General features: G+C 58.8%; 11 protein-coding genes. 6 read left to right on the top strand and 5 right to left on the bottom strand.

Features of this window, described 5'->3' with window-relative positions; translation table 11 throughout:
- Positions 1 to 27: 27 nt before the first annotated feature.
- Positions 28 to 1,458, bottom strand: coding sequence for an exodeoxyribonuclease I (gene sbcB / locus L6D74_RS21650; protein WP_236190297.1), 1,431 nt, complete (start codon positions 1,456 to 1,458; stop codon positions 28 to 30).
- Between the two features lie 180 nt (positions 1,459 to 1,638).
- Here sbcB and L6D74_RS21655 point away from each other — a divergent pair, with 180 nt between their 5' ends.
- The 6 genes from L6D74_RS21655 to L6D74_RS21680 are packed head-to-tail and all read left to right on the top strand — an operon-like array spanning position 1,639 to position 8,358.
- Positions 1,639 to 2,364: an RDD family protein gene (locus L6D74_RS21655; protein ID WP_236190298.1), complete on the top strand. Its 726-nt coding sequence runs from the start codon at positions 1,639 to 1,641 to the stop codon at positions 2,362 to 2,364.
- The gene (locus tag L6D74_RS21660) at positions 2,361 to 3,338 is read left to right on the top strand and encodes a stage II sporulation protein M (RefSeq protein WP_236190300.1); all 978 of its coding nucleotides are present in this window, start codon (positions 2,361 to 2,363) and stop codon (positions 3,336 to 3,338) included. The genes L6D74_RS21655 and L6D74_RS21660 overlap by 4 nt, the downstream gene beginning before the upstream one ends.
- Positions 3,325 to 4,869 carry a DUF4129 domain-containing protein gene (locus L6D74_RS21665; RefSeq protein ID WP_236190302.1) on the top strand — a complete coding sequence of 515 codons (1,545 nt, stop codon included), beginning with the start codon at positions 3,325 to 3,327 and terminating at the stop codon, positions 4,867 to 4,869. Before L6D74_RS21660 ends, L6D74_RS21665 begins: the two co-directional genes overlap by 14 nt.
- Positions 4,866 to 6,032, top strand: coding sequence for a DUF4350 domain-containing protein (locus tag L6D74_RS21670; protein ID WP_236190303.1), 1,167 nt, complete (start codon positions 4,866 to 4,868; stop codon positions 6,030 to 6,032). Before L6D74_RS21665 ends, L6D74_RS21670 begins: the two co-directional genes overlap by 4 nt.
- The gene (locus tag L6D74_RS21675; protein ID WP_236190304.1) at positions 6,029 to 7,030 is read left to right on the top strand and encodes an AAA family ATPase; all 1,002 of its coding nucleotides are present in this window, start codon (positions 6,029 to 6,031) and stop codon (positions 7,028 to 7,030) included. Before L6D74_RS21670 ends, L6D74_RS21675 begins: the two co-directional genes overlap by 4 nt.
- Positions 7,027 to 8,358 (top strand): DUF58 domain-containing protein, encoded by a 1,332-nt coding sequence (locus L6D74_RS21680; RefSeq protein ID WP_236190305.1) that lies wholly within the window; start codon positions 7,027 to 7,029, stop codon positions 8,356 to 8,358. The genes L6D74_RS21675 and L6D74_RS21680 overlap by 4 nt, the downstream gene beginning before the upstream one ends.
- Positions 8,359 to 8,393: 35 nt before the next feature.
- Here L6D74_RS21680 and L6D74_RS21685 read toward each other — a convergent pair whose 3' ends face one another.
- The 4 genes from L6D74_RS21685 to L6D74_RS21700 form a co-directional block, all read right to left on the bottom strand.
- Positions 8,394 to 9,353 carry a carboxypeptidase-like regulatory domain-containing protein gene (locus L6D74_RS21685; RefSeq protein ID WP_236190306.1) on the bottom strand — a complete coding sequence of 320 codons (960 nt, stop codon included), beginning with the start codon at positions 9,351 to 9,353 and terminating at the stop codon, positions 8,394 to 8,396.
- A 60-nt stretch (positions 9,354 to 9,413) separates the two neighbouring features.
- Positions 9,414 to 10,298 carry a hypothetical protein gene (locus L6D74_RS21690; protein WP_236190307.1) on the bottom strand — a complete coding sequence of 295 codons (885 nt, stop codon included), beginning with the start codon at positions 10,296 to 10,298 and terminating at the stop codon, positions 9,414 to 9,416.
- A gap of 76 nt (positions 10,299 to 10,374) precedes the next feature.
- Positions 10,375 to 14,097 (bottom strand): hypothetical protein, encoded by a 3,723-nt coding sequence (locus L6D74_RS21695; protein WP_236190308.1) that lies wholly within the window; start codon positions 14,095 to 14,097, stop codon positions 10,375 to 10,377.
- Positions 14,090 to 18,178, bottom strand: a complete 4,089-nt coding sequence (locus tag L6D74_RS21700; RefSeq protein ID WP_236190309.1) for a Tc toxin subunit A-related protein — start codon at positions 18,176 to 18,178, stop codon at positions 14,090 to 14,092. The genes L6D74_RS21695 and L6D74_RS21700 overlap by 8 nt, the downstream gene beginning before the upstream one ends.
- Positions 18,179 to 18,207: the final 29 nt, after the last annotated feature.

Consider the following 18,207-nt stretch of genomic DNA (forward strand, 5'->3'; position numbering starts at 1 on the left):
ACATTCAAGCGCCGGACATGTTCGATTTCAAAGATTCAAACGTTTGCGCAATGCCTGGACATAGTTCTGCCATTCAACCAGCACCTCGGCCTGCATCGGCGCAGCACTAACCCGCCATTGCTCCATGGCCTCGGCAAAAGATTGCAAGGTATTAGGCGCCCCCCACTCCGGCTCGGACAGGCGTTGCCGACAAAAGATTTTCCAGCGCTCTTGCTCTTCGAAATTCAACGTATCGGGAAAGTTACGTGCTCGATATCGAAACAACAATTCAGGCAAACGTTCGTCATCGAACGGCCATTGCTCTCGCGCCAATTGAGCAGGATCGGTCGCCCTCACTTGCTCACATAAACGACGATCGCGATCACCGATAAATCCGTTGTACAACTGTTGTTCGGGATCTTCACTCGAGGTGAAATCTTCGCTGGCATAAATCGCCGAGACTTTATCTTTCCAAACTTGTTGTGCGTCACTTAGTCGCAAGGCACGTGCCTGATACAACGCCATGTCCAGACCCAGACGCTGTTGATCTTCAGCACGCAGCACCGCCAACGGCGCCACCACCGGGCACTTGTTGATGTGAATGAGTTTGAGCGGCACCGGCAACTCGCCTTCGGCCAGGTCGTCACGCCGGGTATACAGGCGCTGACGCAAAGTTTCGGCATCCAGGTCGAGCAGCCCCTGCGGATCCAGGTGCAGATCACAAACGATCAACGCGTTCTTGTTGCGTGGGTGCCAGGCCAGCGGCAGCACCACGCCGATATAACTGCGCGCGGCCGAGAAGCGGCCGGAAATGTGCACTATCGGCTGCAACAGACGAATCTGGTCCATGACCTTCTGTTTGCTGCGCAACTGGAACAGCCAGTCATACAGCCTCGGCTGCTTCTGGCGGATCAACCGGGCCAGGGCAATCGTGGCGCGAACATCCGACAAGGCTTCGTGAGCATTGCCGTGATCGATGCCATTGGCGGCGGTCAGGCGTTCGAGCTTGAGCGTCACCCGGCCTTCATCATCGGTCGGCCAGACCAGGCCATCGGGGCGCAATGCGTAGGCGGCGCGCACCACATCGATCAAGTCCCAGCGACTGTTGCCGCCCTGCCATTCACGGGCGTAGGGATCGAAAAAGTTGCGGTACAGGCTGTAGCGGGTCATTTCGTCGTCGAAGCGCAGGGTGTTGTACCCGGCGCCGCAAGTGCCGGGAGCCGCGAGTTGGGCGTGGACCCGGGTCATGAAGTCGGCTTCGCTCAAGCCTTGCTCGGCGAGGCGGCTCGGCGTGATCCCGGTGATCGCACACGCCGCCGGGTGCGGCAAGATGTCTTCGCTGGGCTGGCAGTAGAGATTGACCGGCGCATCGATTTCGTTGAGTTCATGGTCGGTGCGGATCCCGGCCACCTGCAACGGGCGGTCGCATCGGGGATTGATGCCGGTGGTTTCGTAGTCGTACCAGAAGATGGAAGTCACGGGCGGTTCCTGAACTGAAGATCGGCAAAGTCTAGGCGTTCGACCGCGGTCGCGGCCAGCACCGCATCATTCAGTCACCTTTGGTTGAAGGATGTGTATGACATAGTTATGTCGTTTCCCCCCGAGAGGCTGCTAGCATCGGACGCACTTGCATCCCGATCCGGCAACATCAGGTAGCCCATGCTCGAGACCACAGCACCGCCAAGGAAAGCACCGCTGGCCCCGCCACTGGACACACGGCATCAGGTCGAAACGCCGGAAGGCATCGACCTGCCGCTGCGTCCCGCCGGCCTGATGGTGCGCGCCGTGGCGTTCACCATTGATCTGGGGTTGCGCGGGCTGATCCTGGGCTTGCTGCTCATGGTGCTGGCGCTGCTCGGCAAACTCGGTATCGGCCTGGGCTCACTGCTGCTGTTCGTGGTGAGCTGGTGGTACATGGTGTTGTTCGAAGTACTGCGTCAAGGCCGTTCGCCGGGCAAGCAATGGATGGGCTTGCGAGTGGTGCACGACGATGGCACGCCGGTCGGCTGGTCGGCTTCCCTGCTGCGCAACCTGCTGCGATTTGTCGACCTGATGCCGTTCGGCTATTTCCTCGGTGCGATCAGTTGCCTGCAACACCCGACCTTCAAACGCCTCGGCGACATCGCGGCCGGCACGCTGGTGATCTACAGCGAACGCTCGCTCATGCGTCCACAGTTGCCCGAGGCCGAACCCCGTCGTTCGCCGATCCCGCTGACCCTGACTGAACAACGCGCCCTGCTCGCCTTCGCCGAGCGCCAGGGCGAACTGTCGACGGCGCGGGTCAACGAACTCGCTGCCTTGCTGGCCCAGCCGCTGCACATCAGTGCGCCGAAAGCAGTCGGTGAACTCAACGGCATCGCTCGCGGCCTGTTGGGGCCGACATGAAGCAAAGCCTTTTCGAATCCTGCCACAAGGCCGAATGGGAGCGTTTCAGCCTCGCCCTCGAACGTCTGGAACGGGGCAAGGACACTTCGCAGGTGGCGGAATTTCCCAAGGCTTATCGGCGACTCTGCCAGCATCTGGCCCTGGCGCAGGACCGTGGCTACAGCAGTTTTCTGGTCGACTCCTTGCAACAGTTGGTGCTGCGCGGTCATCAACAACTTTACCGTCATCGCAGCCAGCTCGGCGCTAACGTGCTGGGTTTCATCCTGGCCGGTTTTCCACAATTGGTGCGCGCCGAATGGCGCTTCGTACTCGCCGCCGCCGTGCTGTTCTTCGGCAGCCTGGCCGGTTTCGGTTTGCTGGTGTTCCTGTTTCCGGAGCTGGTCTACAACCTGATCCCCGCCGATCAGGTGCGCGAGATGCAGAGCATGTACGACCCCGCCGCCGGCCATCTCGAGCGTTCGGCCGAACGCGCGGCGAGCGAAGACTGGGTGATGTTCGGCTACTACATCATGCACAACATCGGCATCGCCTTTCAGACCTTCGCCAGCGGTTTGCTGCTGGGAGTGGGCAGTGCGTTTTTCCTGTTCTACAACGGGTTGATCATCGGCGCGGTGGCCGGACACTTGAGCGAGATTGGCTTCGGCCAGACCTTCTGGTCGTTCGTGATCGGACACGGTGCGTTCGAACTCAGCGCCATCGCCCTGGCCGGTGCGGCAGGACTGAAACTGGGTTGGGCGTTGATCGCGCCGGGACGCCTGACACGAATCGAAGCCCTGCAGATTGCGGCGCGCCAGAGCATCCTGCTGATCTGCGGCGTGATGCTGTTTCTGTTGATCGCGGCGTTTATCGAAGCCTACTGGTCGTCGCGCACCGGGGTTTCGCCGCAGACCAAATACCTGGTCGGCGCCGGGCTCTGGCTCGGCGTGGCGATCTATCTGCTGTTCGCCGGAAGGACCCGTCATGCGCCTGAGTGACGCCACCGTGGCGATCCGTCCGCGCACCACCTGGGAAGCCATGGACCTGGGCGTGCTCATGAGCCAGCAGCACCGGCGCCTGCTGATGACCAGTTGGGCCCTCGTCACCCTGCCGCTGTTCGCAATACTCAGCCTGTTGCTGTGGGATTCACCGTCACTCGCCGTGTTCATCTTCTGGTGGCTGAAACCGGCTTACGAGCGCCTGCCGCTGTACATCCTGTCCAAGGCACTGTTCGGCGAAACACCCACCTTGAAACAGGCCTTGCGCCAATGGCCGCGCCTGCTCAAGCCGCAACTGCTCGCCAGCCTGACCTGGCGTCGCTTCAGCCTGAGCCGCAGCTTCCTGCTGCCCGTGCTGCAACTCGAAGGCCTCGACGGCACCGCTCGCCAACAGCGTTTACAGGTGCTGCTGCGACGCAATGCCGGCGCCGCGCAATGGCTGACGATCATCGGTGTGCATCTGGAAACGGCGCTGTGGATCGGCCTGATGGTGTTGTTCTATCTGCTACTGCCGCAACGGGTCGAAACCGATTGGGACTGGCAAAGCCTGATCTTCGCGGCCGACTACGAATGGCGCTGGCTGGAGCATCTGACCAATGCGTTCTATGCGTTGATCCTGGTGATCTGGGGGCCGGTGTATGTCGCCTGCGGATTCAGCTTGTATCTGAACCGCCGCACCGTCCTCGAAGCGTGGGACATCGAACTGGTGTTCCGCCGCTTGCGCCAGCGTTTGAACAGCAGCGCAATCGGCTTGCTGCTGGCGGTGTGTCTGCTGTTGCCGGGGTTGCCCTCAGCCTGGGCTGCCGAGCCTGCCACAGCTCCGGATGCACCGCGGCTGTTGAACCAGCCACTGACCAGCGAGGCATCACGCGACAGCATCAAGGCCTTGCTCGAACAACCGCCGTTCAAGAACAAGGAAACCGTCACCCGTTATCGCTTCGGCGAAGATCCCGCTGCTGCCGAAAAAACCAGGGAAGGCGAGGCACCGCAATGGTTGAAAACCCTGCTTGGCTGGCTGGACGGCCGACACCTCGACGGCCTGGCCAAGGCGATCGAAGTCGTGCTGTGGGGCGCGGTGATCGCCGGACTCAGTTGGCTGCTCTGGCGCTACCGGGATTTTCTGCAAACGTTCGTCAGCCGCCGTCCGCACCTGCCCGAACAGATAAAAAGGCCCTTGCCGCAACAGGCCTTTGGTCTGGACCTGCAAAAGGAAAGCCTGCCAGATGACATCGCCAGCCACGCGGAACAGCTCTGGCAAACCGAGCCGCGCGCGGCATTGGGCTTGCTGTATCGGGCGTTGCTCAGTCATCTGCTTCACGAATTCAACCTGACCTTGAAACCCGCCGACACCGAAAACGAAGTGCTGGCCCGGATCGAACAGTTGCAGCGCCCGGATCTGCTCACTTATAGCCGTCACCTCACCGGTCACTGGCAGAACATGGCCTACGGGCACCGCGTGCCGGCGGCGCATCTGCAACAGGAATTGTGTGATGGCTGGCGGTCCCTGTTCGGCCACGGAGTTGCCCGTTGAACCGGCGCGCACTCTGGCTTTTGGGCGGCGCGTTAATCGTCGCCCTGCTCGGTGCGCTGGGCATTTATCTGTACCTCAAGGCCACGCCGTACCAGGCCGAAGTCGATCACGGCCCGTCCCCCGCTGCGCAAGCCAATCCTTATTTGGCAGCGGAGATGTTTCTGCGCGAGCGCGGGATCGACGTCAGTCATGCCGAAAGCCTCGCCGTGTTGCCCGACATTGATCCGCGCCAGCACACGCTGCTGATGTTCAACGACCGCTCGAAAATGACCCCGCGTCAGGTCGATCAGGTTTTGAACTGGGCCCGGGCCGGCGGACGGCTGGTGTTCGTCGCCGAATCGATCTGGGATGAAAAGACCGGCCAGAGCAACGACCTGCTGCTCGACCGCGTGCAACTGCATCAACTCTTCAGCAAGGATCTCAAGGATCCGCCACCGGATGACGCCGAAGACCCCTACCCGAATCTGACCAAACTCTATCTGGAAGACGAGGACGCACCCGCCTACGCCGGATTCGACACCGCCTTCCATCTCGAGGACCCGAAAAACCTCGCCCAGGCCTGGGCCAATAGCGCGAAAGCCACGCACATGATGCAACTGGCTTTCGGCCTCGGCACGATCACCGTGGTCACCGATGCCGATCTGTGGAAAACCCCGGCCATTGCGCAACACGACAATGCCTGGCTGCTCTGGTATTTGAGCGCCGATACCGCTGTGACCCTGCTGTTCAACACCGAGCACGACAGTCTGCCGGCCCTGCTCTGGCGGTATTTTCCGCAAGCCATCGTGGCCCTGATTGCCTTGATCGGTCTGTGGCTGTGGCATGTCGGCGTGCGTCACGGCCCGGTGCAGGCGCCGGCACCGAGTGGTCGTCGACAGTTGATGGAACACCTGCGCGCCAGTGCCGATTTCATCCTGCGTCACAACGGCCAGCAGACCTTGCTGCAAACGTTGCAGCAGGACGTTCTGCGCCGCGCCCGTCATCGACATCCCGGTTTCGACCAACTGAATGTCGCCGAACAATGGCTGGTGCTGTCGCGCCTGACCCGCCAACCGACCCGTGCCATCAGCCAGGCCCTGAGCCCGGCACCGAAGCGGCGCCTGTCCAGCGCCGAATTCTGCCGTCAGGTCGCCCACCTGCAAGCCTTGAGGAACACGCTATGACCGAACACATCGAACCCGGCTCGCCCAGCCATGTGGCCCAGCAACGCCAACGCGCCAGCCAGTTGGCCCAGGCCGTACGCGGCGAATTGCAAAAAGCGCTGATCGGCCAGAACCCGGTGATCGAAGATGTGCTGACCGCGCTGATCGCCGGCGGCCACGTGCTGCTCGAAGGCGTTCCCGGCCTCGGCAAGACCCTGTTGGTACGCGCCCTGGCGAAGTGCTTCGGCGGCGAGTTCGCGCGCATTCAGTTCACCCCGGACCTGATGCCCAGCGACGTCACCGGCCACGCGGTCTACGACCTGCAAACCGAGCAGTTCAAACTGCGCAAGGGCCCGCTGTTCACCAACCTGCTGCTGGCCGACGAGATCAACCGCGCCCCGGCCAAGACCCAAGCCGCCCTGCTCGAAGCGATGCAGGAACGTCAGGTGACCCTCGAAGGCCGGGCCCTGCCGATTGCCCAGCCATTCATGGTGCTCGCCACGCAGAACCCGATCGAACAGGAAGGCACCTATCCGCTGCCCGAAGCCGAGCTCGATCGCTTCATGCTCAAGGTGCGCATGGATTACCCCGACGCCGATCAGGAGCTGGACATGGTGCGGCAGGTCAGCCGCTCGACCCGTGCCGACATGCTCGACGTGCAACCGCTGCGCACGGTGTTGCAGGCCAAGGACGTGCAAGCCCTGCAACGCATCGCCAGCGATTTGCCGCTGGACGATCAGGTGCTCGATTACGCCGTGCGTCTGGCGCGCAGCACCCGCACCTGGCCGGGGCTGAGCCTAGGCGCCGGGCCACGCGCCTCCATTGCACTGGTCCGTTGCGCCCGCGCCCGGGCCTTGCTGCGCGGTGGTGAATTCGTGATTCCCGACGACATCAAGGCTTGCGCACTGGCGGTGTTGCGCCACCGCGTACGCCTTGCACCGGAGCTGGATATCGAAGGCCTGCAAGTCGATCAGGTGCTCCAGCAATTGCTCGACCAGATCCCGGCGCCGCGCCTGTGAAACCCTCGCGCCTGCTGTTGATCTGGCTGGCGATCCTGCTGGCCATCGGCATTGTGCTGGGCACGTTGCAGGCGCTGGATGTGGAAGTGCCATCGAGCCTGTTGTCGATCAACTGGGGTTTGTTGCTGGCGCTGTTTGCGCTGAGCCTGCTGGACGCGCTGCGTCTCAAGCGTCTGCCCTCGCCCCGCGTGCAACGACAGGTGCCCGGCAGCCTGGCCCTCGGTCGCTGGAGCGATATCCGGCTGGAAGTCGAACACGAGCTCGACCAGCCACTGGCCATTCAAATCTTCGACCACGTACCCGACAGCCTCGGCTACGAAAACCTGCCGCTCTCCACCGAGCTGCAACCCGGCCAGCGCAGCCTGATCGGCTATCGCCTGCGCCCGCTCAAACGCGGCCACTACACCTTCGAAACCTGCGAACTCAACCTGCCGAGCCCCTTCGGCCTGTGGTCCGGCAAACGCCTGCTGACCATCACCGACCACACCCGCGTCTACCCCGACTTCGCCCGCCTCTACGGCGGCCAGTTGCTGGCGGTCGACAACTGGCTCAGCCAGCTCGGCGTGCGTCAGCGCCAGCGTCGTGGCCTGGGAATGGAATTCCATCAGCTCAGGGAATTTCGCGAAGGCGACAGCCTGCGTCAGATCGACTGGAAAGCCACCGCCCGCCACCGCACACCGATTGCCCGGGAGTACGAAGACGAGCGCGATCAACAGATTATTTTCATGCTCGATTGCGGGCGACAGATGCGCAGTCAGGATGGGGAGCTGTCGCACTTCGACCATGCACTGAATGCCTGCCTGCTGCTGAGTTACGTGGCGTTGCGCCAGGGCGATGCGGTGGGGTTGTGTACGTTTGCCTGCGACACGCCGCGTTACCTTGCGCCCGTCAAAGGCGCCGGGCAGCTGAATGTGCTGCTCAATGGAGTTTACGACCTCGACAGCACGCAACGACCTGCTGATTATCCGGCGGCAGTGAATCAGGTGCTGGCCCGACAAAAACGCCGGGCATTGGTGGTGCTGGTGACCAATCTGCGGGATGAGGACGATAGTGAATTGCTCAATGCCGTCAGACACCTTGGCCAGCACCATCAAGTGCTGGTGGTCAGTCTGCAGGAAGCAGCTCTTGAACCCTCGCACCTGCAGGCGGTGAACACCTTGCAGGACGCGCTCACTTACTGTGCAACCGTGGACTACCTGAACACCAGAGCCAACATTCAACAGCGCTTGAACACTCATGGATTAGCTGTGCTCGACACACCTCCAGAGCATTTGAGTACAACACTCGTGTCCCGATACCTTGGCTGGAAAAAAGCAGGTGTACTGTAAGCGAGGAGCAATTTTCCTGGTCTGGCGCCGTCTGCTTACAGAACATTCAAATCAACCGAGCCCACCTCGGTATTGTTCTGGTTATACACATAAGCCCAAATCTTTACCGCTCCGGATCTTGTAGCAACCCAGTTCGTTTCCGCCTTACCCGATGAATTCGTATAGCTCATATCGAACTCTTGATCGTCTGCCTTCCAATGCACTTTTCTCCCCTCCGAAGGCTGTAGAGTCAGCACATCTCGTACAGTCGCCGTAATACTGGAAGACTCTCCAATACGCAGAGTGAGTGGATAGGCAGACACGCCATAGACTCTTGCAGGTTGCAATGCCTGGACCACTATTTTCTGAGTCTTTGAATCGGGAGAGGCTGTCAACGACGTGACAACCAAATCATGCTCGCCAATTTCTGTTACCGCGAAAGTGAATGATGCAATGCCTTTTTCATCAGTGATTGCATACGGCAGGGGCCGCTCCGCATAGGTACAGCTGAGTGCAACTCCCGAAACGGGTTGACCACTCGGAGAAGTCAGTACCAGGGCCTGAGCCTTAACTTCATATCCGGTGTAAGTGACTGGACGATCACACGTCAGGGAATCGACGACCACGCTTTCAATCTGTCCTGAAATAGAAGGTGAATCAGGCATGCCATGGTAACCAGGCATTGAGAAATAAAGATGGAATGGACCGGGATGCGCCTGTTCCGTCGAAATAGTCCATGTCACGCTACTGAAATGGTGCGGATCCCATGCAAGGTCAACCAGTTGTTGCTCTGGAGGAGAGAATTCAATTCCACTTGCCAGGGGTCCCGGTCTGCAATGTAAGGAGATAGGCGATTCAGGATCCTCCGTCAAATAACTTTCATCATATTCCATTGTCAGCGTGTAACGCTTACCCACTACCAGGTTCAATACCAGATCGCCCCATCTGTATCGTATGCCTTCGAAATGAGGCCTGAAGTTTGCGCCCCAGGTTGAAGACAATGGAAGTCTGGACATTTGCAATACGCCTCTTTTACAAAATGCACACTGGGTAATGTGTATGATCAGAAGCAAACTTCAAGCAGTGCTGCCGTCATATTTATTGATAATCGAGTACCTGACATAAACGTCCGCCTCCACATTGATCTGGTGCTCTCCCTTAGCGTCAGTCCTCGGACGAGATGTATCGTTCCCTTTAACAAGAATAACCTCCACATCACTTGCCGGAGTGTTCAAAAATGAAGAGATCGCACGAATGCCAACCAGTTTTCTCGGATAGTCCGGGAATCCTTCGACTGGCCCCCCAAAATGTTCGGCAGTCACCAGGTTATGCGCCAATGAAATCCTCAAGGGTAAAGAGGCCAGGCTCGTTTTTTGTGGAACCAGTTTTAAATCGAACTCCCCGTTCCGGGAAGTATTGAGACAGTTCAGCGTCCATGTCGCCCCCTCCTGAGTCACCAACTGGCTATCCGACAATGAAGGTTCGAACGCCATATCAGGGTTTATTCCAACGATCAGAAGGTACGCATGCGTATTCAAAAACTGACTGGAAGGTTTAGACCGCACGGTTAATGTGTGTTGTGCGCCATGACAAGGAAAGGCCGTACCCGCTCCGAACGTAACCGGAAAGCTGTCGAAGAATACGTCAAACTCTTGCTCATAATTGATGATCGTCCCGGGGATCGGCGGTGATTGCGGCATGCCTTGATAAAGGGGCATCTCGAAATGTAACTCAAACGGTCCACTGGATTCCCGCTCGGCACAAATATGCCAAGTCAGCTCAATAAGCCCTTCCGCCATCTCGACCAGCTGTCCAAAAGGTGGATCACACGCCAGCCCCAACGACTCCGCGTCCGGCTCACAACACAACTTCAGAGGGGACTCCGGATCACCAATCAAATAGCTGTATTCAAACTCCAGCGTCAGGTCGACGCACTCTCCCGCCACCAGATTCAAATACAAGTCAGGCCACCTTACTTTTACGCCATTTACGTATGGCCTGAAGTTCTGCAGCCAGGTCTGAGAAGTAACCAACGAACTATTCATTTGGTATCACTCTGAATTCGAGATGTGTTCCTTCCCAACCCGCAAGCCCACCCACAACGGTCGCTTCGAGAAGCGCACGGTTCATGTTGGGCAGTCTGAATTCCACCGTCGCCTTACCCGCACCGTCCGTCGTCGACGGTGGAAGGACTTGGTCCAAAAATGCCCATTTGACTTCGACATTCTGCAGTGGCTGGCCATTGCGCGCCGACACCACCAGGATCTCTGCTGAAACTCTTGTCCCGACAGGACCTGAGGTATTCGGACTGGTGAGCGACGCTATTTCCCGTGGTTCCAACAACTCATAGGGGAGCGTAACCGACTGCGAAGACGCCCCCGTCCCCACGGAGCAAATCACAGCTGACGGACCAGGAGTTTTCGGGACGAACTGCACTTTCGCATTCCCGTAATAGTCCGTGACCATGGTAAAAATCTCTCCGTTTTCTCCTGAGTAATTGACCTCCACACCGACCATCGCCTTCCCGCTTATCGACGAGCGAACGCTCACGACTCCAACAAACGCCTCTCCCCAATAAAGGGTCGGGGCGGCACGACTGGCGGCACTGATCGTCAGCACCTGATCGCCTTTCCCCACCGACATATGCATCGGCGGCGACAGTCGCGCCAGCCGCTCGGCGGCGAGGCGCAGCGCGCAGCTGCCGTCCTTCAGATCTTTTACAGAGAACGGAAACTGCAAAGTACCGTTGAATACTCGTGCCAATCCAAGCGTGTTGGCCGGGATGAAAGCGAACCCCAGCGCGGCAGGCCCCTCGCCGCTCATCCCCAGTGTCAGCGTGCGTCCGATCAAGGCATTGCCGACGGGTGCCGAAACCTCAAGCGCATGCTCCGCGCTGCGGCGCGGGAAGTAGGTTTTTGTACCGAGCCGATGCTGGGGCAATCCGTCGAAAGCGGACAACATCTGCTCCCAGGGATCGACGCCCAAAGCGTTAACCTCTGTCGAGCGCGACTCTTGAAAGTTGTCAAAACGGCTGGTGATCGAACCAGTGACCGGATGCACTCCGGAGGATTTCGGTTCATACGCAAAACCGCTTTTACCCTCGTCATCGGTCTTGACTTCAACCGTTGTGTCTCCGGCCTCCCATGTCACCGTTGCACCTGCAACCGGTTCACCGGAAAAATGAGAAACCAACCAGGCCCAAATCCACGCCTTGTCCATCCCGACGACAGGGTCTATCGCAGGACCTCGCAGCACCGTCAGCCTGAGCTTGTTGTGATCCAGCACCATAGGGGTGGCAGTAAAGGCAAAACCAAGCTGAGGTAAAGACAAGGTCAGCATGAATTGACCGGCTACCGCACGGATAAAGTCCAGCGCCCATATCGCCCCGCCGGCGTCCAGGCGCTGCGGCCGGTCCAGCGCAGGGGTGACCGTTGCACCCAACTCGTCGGCAGACGTTCCCGTCCACTCCAGAAGCAGCTCCAGTCCCAGTAATGGGCTGAGCGCATTGGGTAACCCATTGAACTGATGAAGCGCACCCAGGCAGGGGTGGAACGGTTGACCAGTCAGTGGTGCGAAAACCTGATCGAGCAGCAGGCTCAGCTCTACCGTAAGATCCGGGTGCATCAAACGCCCGGACAATTCGCGGACACTGGCATCGCCTTCAATATGCAACTCGACTTCGAACGGCCGGCTTTGACTGGTGCCTGCCTGAGAGGAAAACCTCCATTCAACACCCTCGGAGCGCAGCGTTTTGGGTGACCCCAACTCACTGATGGTCAATCCGATCACAGGATCCGCCTTGCGCCAGTGCAGGCTGATATTTTTCCCGATCCACGGGCTGGCGGTGTTCGGCAAGACTTTCAGGGTATGGGTCTGTCCACGGCGGCAGAGCAACCCAAGCGTATTGCGCTCAACTTCAACGTCATCAAGGAAAAACCTGACGTGGCTTTTCCATGGGCTGGTCGCATCTGCAGGGATAACAAAAGTCCGCTCGACCGGTATGGCGTCCGGGTGCGCCTGGATCTGTACAACAACCGAATGGTTTCCGGCGCTGGGCGGCTGCCAGTTGAAGCTGGTCCAGCCACCTGCGCCGGTGGTCGAATCAACAGCACTCCCGCCCGGCAACAGCCACTTGACCAACGCTCCCTGAACCGGGTCACCCTTGCCAGCCGCCACCAGATGCAATACCTCGACCTGAACGGTAGCACTTTCGTTCTCATCCACGACGCAGGTTTTATCCGCCTCGCGCACCCTGCCTATCTCAATCTCGTTGCGTGCCAGGCGCATGTTTTTATGCGGCGATGGCTTGAGTAGCTTCGAGCAAATCAACTGCAACCTGAAGCGGCCGTCCAGCTTATCCCCATTGATCATCGTCCAAAGCATTTGAAGAGTGGACGTTATCGGCACCTCTTCTTTGATCGCCGGACTGACGCCGACATCAAGTTGCTCCTGGGAATCCCCATCCCATCCAAGCGACAGGGTCGTTCCCACCAAAACATCTGGCACCGTGACCAACAGCTGATAAGGAGAACCCCGATTTGGCCATCCGGTCTTTAACGCCCAAGGATCTGCCTTGTCAGCGACTACGGCCATGACCTCCGGCCAGGGGCTCTTCGCCAATACCTGCACTTCCAGACTCTGCGTCACAACACCCGAAGCATAAAAAAGGCTCGCGACCGAGGCGACGACAGTGAAAATCCCCGCAACATCCGGCTCGAAAGGAAAGTAAACCCAACCACCCGCATCGGTGACGGTCACAACCTGAATGGATGCCCCGACCACGGTCCAGGCAACGGTTAGCCCTTCAAGGGTTTGGCCCGTGTAAAACGATCCCACCTGCACACCCAGCTCGACGCTTTCGTTGTACTCAAGCACCGGAAAATAAGCCGCCTCCTGCACTTGCAGAAATTTCAACCGGTGATGCCACAGCGAAGCCACCAACCGATAGGGTTCGGCGGTGTACTGATTGAACAGCGTAAGTGTCATCGAATGTGGCGCAGTCAGGTCGAGCGGCGGGCAACGCAGCGAACGACGCCCGTCCAGCGGATGATCAACCGACCAGTCAGGATCGGCGACGATCGCCCCCAGCGGATTGTCGTCTACCTCCAGGGAGTAATCGGTACCCCGCCAGGTATTCCCGTCTGCGACATCGAATTCCAGCCGATGGATCCCAAGATCCTGCGCCCCCAGGCACAGAGGCACCAGTGCGGTCGGCGGGTGTGACTCCTCGTCGAGGCTGAAGGCCTGCAACACCAACGGCTGCAGGTGTAATTCGATGGTGATGTCAGTGAGGTACAGCAACAAATGATAGTCATCAGGCTCACTTGGCGCGCTGGTCACACTGAAAGTCAGAGTGGCACCCTTGCTGAACGTCGAATCCAGCACAACCTCGTACGGGACCGGCTCAAACGCGAGCGGCTGTCCTGCGTTGCGTTGACGACCAGGAGGAATCTGAATCTCCAGTGGCGGCATCCCCTCGCTGCTGATGCGTACCAAACCAGTGCCGGTATGACGCGACTCACACAGAAACTTCAGGACATAGACCGCGTTAACGCCTGGATCCATGGGTGCGACGATTTCCTGGCTGACTGAGGCCGCATACCCGACGGACAATGTATTGACTGGCAGGCCGTTGTAATCCTGTCCCACAACCCGAACCCAGGTACTGCCTCTCGGGTACACCGTCCAATCGGTCAAGGTCTGACGGAATGACCCATTTTTCACCAGGCTCTGGTTGGCGAGCACATTCTGTTTACGCATGTCTGCCCGCTCCTTTGCGTTTTTTGTTTTTGTCGGGTGACTCGGCCAAGGTCACCATGTCCTCGACCTGACGCACGAAGGTCGGCTCGCCCGCCCTGGCGGTAAAACAGATCTCCAGAATGATGTCCGTCAGGGAATTCAGGATGGCGGCCTGTGGTTCTTTTAGCGGCCAGGGGAACTTCAACTGCCAGCAGGAGACCGCTCCGGTGTTTTCGAACGGATTGAGCAAGCCTTCGTCGGGTTTCTGACTGGTCAGGCCGTTATCGGCCAGTCCCGTCGATACGACAATCGACTGGCCGGCAAGCAGGTTGATCAACACATCGGAAGGCGCTGCGGAACCCGCAGGATCATGTAGATGCGCGACCGATTGCGCTGTTGCCTTGGTCGCGATCTTGCTGCTGATCTGCACCAACGTTGCATGCACATCCTGATAAGCGCCTTTCACGACGGGCAGATGGACCGCGACCGAACTGATCTGCCGGCAGTAATGCCCCGGATGATCGCGATCGAACAGCAATTGGGTCAGGCAGAAATCCAGCGATCCCTTCTTCAATTGCCCCAGTGCTTCCGACCAGCTGTAAAGAGCGAACTGAGGATCAATGGTGTCATCGAACAATTGGCGCAGGGATATCGTCTTGCGCAGCTCCAGCCGTCGCTGATAACGCTGCATGTAGTCATGCTCCATACTCAGCAGCCACATTCGCAGATGCTCACCCGACGTCAGGCCGTGGCGAGCGTCCAGCCAGACCTGAGGTAACGGGCGCAGCGAATCGTAATCGCCGGTCTCGGCGTTCATCGATGCCTGCGCACTGCGGCACAGGCTGGCAACCGCATCGTGAGCCTGATAGTGCAACGCCTTGAGCTGTCCCAGCATCCATCTGAACAGCTCGGCCCTGGTCGCGCGCTTTTTGAGGAAGTTGAAGAGCGTCAATGCATGGGCATTGGCTCGCAGGGTCTGCTCCAGATTGGTCTGAGCCGCCAGCACCGATTGTCTCTGCGCGCTGATCTGTGCATCCAGCGCGCGGACTTCCGCAAGTGCCAAATTGCGCTGCAGGTCCCAATCATTGCGGCGGCGCCGGTAGGCTTCGGTCGTCGCTTGTTTGTCGGCCTCCATTTGCTTGACCGAGGCGGCAATGTTCAGCCCGAACACCACGGCATCGATGGTTTGGTCAAGCCTGTGTCCGCCGTTCGCCAATCCAAAAATGTTGGGTAGCGAGGCAATGACTGCGGCTGCCGGCTTGAGGCTGGAAGCGCTGAGTGAAAGCGTTTTCGAAAGCTGAATCTTGTCCATCACCTCGTATTCGACCGCCGAAACGTCTTCCACATAGAGTCGCTCGTAAGCGTCGGCACGCTCTTGTGCCACGGCTTTGCTCTGCTCCAGTGCAGTGACCTGCAGGCGTAACTGTTCGAGGGTCTGTTCCTGCATTTTGTGAGCAAAGTCGCCCAGCTCCACCAATTGCTGTTGCTGGGTTTCCTGCAGCTCAGCCTGGTCCGCTCGTTCCATCAGGTTCAGGACCTGCGCACCAAACTCCGACAACAGCTGCGCAGCGCGCAACCCGACCTCGAACGAGACACGCCAGCGGAAAGCGATGACTTTCAATCGACCACCCATCGGCCTTGGCGCACCACTGCTCCCGGCAGCCAGATCGAGCATCAGTTGTCTGGCATCTGCGGGCGCAGAGTACAAATCAATGAGCAGTGGCGTACCGTCGATGCTGCGATTGCTGCGCAAGTTATCCAGCCGTTCGCCAGGCAACGCGTAAAGTCGAAGCAGCTGCTCATTGAGAGGGGCTATGAAAATGTCCGAGCCGAGCAATCCTGAACGGGCGTCGGCATCGGTGGCCAGAGGAAAATCCCCAAGGCTGAACGCCAGTGTTTTTTCAAAAGCCTCAAGCCTGGGTCGCGACTCGCTGGCGGACAAAAGAGCGCCGAGCTTGATCGATTGCCAGCGGTTCACTGCGCGAACCGACGGTGCCTTGCCCATCAGAAACTGGGCATGGACGTAACACAGTCTGGCCGCCGTCAGGCTGTCTCGGGTCAGTTGGCGATAGTACCAATCCCCTTTTGCAATCAATGTCTGAACGTACTCGCAGAACACCAGAATCCGGTAGTGCCTCGGCTTCCCATAGGAAATGGCATCGGGGTCCATCGGGTTCCAGGCTTCATGTCCCGGATTGCCGTCACTGTTCAGCGGCCGGCATCGCCAATACTGCGGTCTCGGGTAGCCCTCGGGCGGATCCTCCGGATCAGCCGGATCCTCCGGATCAGCCGGCGCCTGGGGAGCGAACAGGTAATTGAGCCAGTCGAGCGCATCCTGAAAACGCTCCTCATCGCGCAGACGCGTGGCGACCAGATGCGCCATGTGAAAGAACAGCTCCCAGAAATGACGGCCGTTGGCACTGTCGAACGCACCGTTTGGCTCTTTGAACGGCGCACTCGAAGGCCCTGGCTCCTTCAGGAACTGAGTGAACCAGTCCAGCACGGCATCGACGGAAATGCTGGCAAGCGACACCAGTTCGGGGCCGAACAGCGTATTGAGTCGGGTGAACTTGAGCGCAAGATGCGCCTGGTTGAACGATAGAAACTGCGCCGCATTCTGAGTGTTCTTGTGCAAGGTCGGAACAACGAAATCCGTCAGATCCTTGACCCGCACCTCGAAGCGTTTGGTCCCCTGGACGCTACCGCCGAATGTGAAGACAACCGGTTGTGTCCAGGAACCCTTGGGGCGAGTAAAAACCTGCGAAGTGGTGTTCCAGCCGCCTGCCCGTTTATAGTTTGCGGTCAGCGGATCGGGGTCGCCAGGAAGCTTGTCTACCAAGGTCAACGTCAGGGAAACATCGTCTCCGGAAAGCCCTGTCAACCAGCAGTAACCCTGAACCACCAGCACATCATCCGCGCCGACGCGATGAGCCGTGGCGTGCAGTCCCAGAAACCCCGTCAGAGCGCCTGCCGGCGAATCACTGGCTACCACCCCCGGCTGATTCATCAGCGGATGTTGAATCATCTCACCGCCAGTGAAGCGCTTGCTCGCCACATGCTCGAGCCAGGCGCCATTGTCATGAGGGACTGGGCGCAAGAACACATCATGCACCATGCTCTCCTGGATGGCGCCGGTGCTTGTGGTCAGCAATACCCCGAGTTTGCTCTTGTGATCCTGATAATCAAACCGGACGGTGGCGATCAGCCGGGCGCCATCCGGAGAAGTTCGTTCCGGAAATTCCCGGGTGAGCAACGTCGTCGGCGGCGACCACTGATCGTTCTGGCGCTTGAAGGCCACGTAAACGTCCAGTCTGTCGTATAGAAACTGATCCTGTCGCTCGATCCTGTCGCGCCAGGTGGCCCATACGACACACAGACGCCCGTTCCAGACCACTGGCCGCGTATCCAGCACCCGTACGTCAACAGGAATATCCACAGGCAACTGCTCACTCCAGGCTGCCGGGTTCAACGCAGTTTCTTCGGATCCGAGTTCAACCTCGGCCTTTCGCCAATAGTATTGGCGCGGATCACTGCGTGTACGACTGATGAAATAATAATCCGCCCGTTCCGGAGACGTTCCGTCCATATAGGCACTGACCATTTCCAGATCGCAAATTTTCACGAATTCTTCGAGATACGCCTGCATCGCTGCTTGAACGCTGTCAGTCGTAAGACGTGCCTGGTTCAAGTCGTTTTCAAACGTTTTGAACAGGCTGGTCTTGCCAATACGCACAGACGAGTGAACGACGTTTTCCGGATAGGTCTGGATCATCTTCACCGCCGCCCAGGTCGAGTAGTCGCCGGAATAATTCCACGCTTCCAGATCCTTCCTCTCGAATTCTACTTTCTCAAAGCCAGGCTCGAGCTTGTGATACACCGCGTGAATGTACTGCTGCACACAACTCACCGCTTCGGCGACCTTGGCGCTTTGCACCAGATGGCTATCCAGAGGATCCAGCCGAAGAAGTTCCAGCAGATCATCCGGCGTTCTCACAAAGGGGTACTTTTTGACGTTGTCTTTGCGGATTTGCCCGATGGCGTACGCGAGCAACGCCTGACGACGCTTTTCCTGCAACCCGCCAATGTTGCCAATCGATGCCATGGTCTTTGCTCCTCAAGCAATCATCGTAA

It is taken from the genome of Pseudomonas pharyngis (genome assembly GCF_021602345.1).
GTDB classification, from domain to species: Bacteria; Pseudomonadota; Gammaproteobacteria; order Pseudomonadales; family Pseudomonadaceae; genus Aquipseudomonas; species Aquipseudomonas pharyngis.